The 763-nt window shown below is 56.4% G+C and carries 1 pseudogene; it reads left to right on the top strand.

Annotation, left to right across the window (positions count from 1 at the left end):
* Positions 1-763: pseudogene (locus QKD99_RS11500) on the top strand (transposase); the annotation flags it as partial.

Below are 763 nucleotides of genomic sequence, written 5' to 3'. Positions count from 1 at the left end.
CACATAGGGCAGACGATCGCTATCTACCAGGGCTTGCGATGCGACAGCTCTCTCGCATCCACGTCGGCAACTCCAAGACCGATGTACGCGACGCCTACGTCATCGCCCATGCCGGTCTTAACCTTCCAGACGCCCTGCGCAGCGTCGACCGCGTTGAGGAAGTCTTTACCCAGCCAAAATCTCAACGGTATCGACGAAGACCTCGCCCGAGCCTACACACGCCTAATTAACCAGATGCGATCCGCGCTCGTGGGAACCAATCCTGCCTTCGAACATGTCCTGCACGGACAGATGATTCACCGAAAATGGATCCTCCACCTACTTGCAAAATACGGCGGCCCCACCAAGATTCGACGCATCGGTAAAACACGCCTAGCAGCCTTTGCGCGCAGTCACAAAGCGCGCAATCCCGAGCCTGTCATCCATGCCATGCTTGCTGCCATCCACACACAGACCGTGTCCATTGCCGGCGCAGAATACCCCGAACTTAGCGTAGCAATGTCCGCCAAAGACGCACTGGCCAAACTAGCACATCGCAAGGAAATAGAAGCACAGGTACTCAAGCTCATTCAAGACATTCCTCAAACCGAGATTCTTTTATCCATGCCCGGCATCGGCCCACGTAGCGCAGCACAGATCCTCATGACTGTTGGCGATATGTCCGACTTCCCCGATGCAGCGCACCTAGCGTCCTATGCAGGCCTATCACTGCGGACGACTCAGTCGGGAACGTCCATTATGTCGAATCGCCCAACCGCGCTGG

This window comes from Corynebacterium sp. c3Ub_189 (genome assembly GCF_039907195.1).
GTDB lineage: Bacteria > Actinomycetota > Actinomycetes > Mycobacteriales > Mycobacteriaceae > Corynebacterium.
This window is presented reverse-complemented; position numbering and strand designations above follow the sequence as displayed.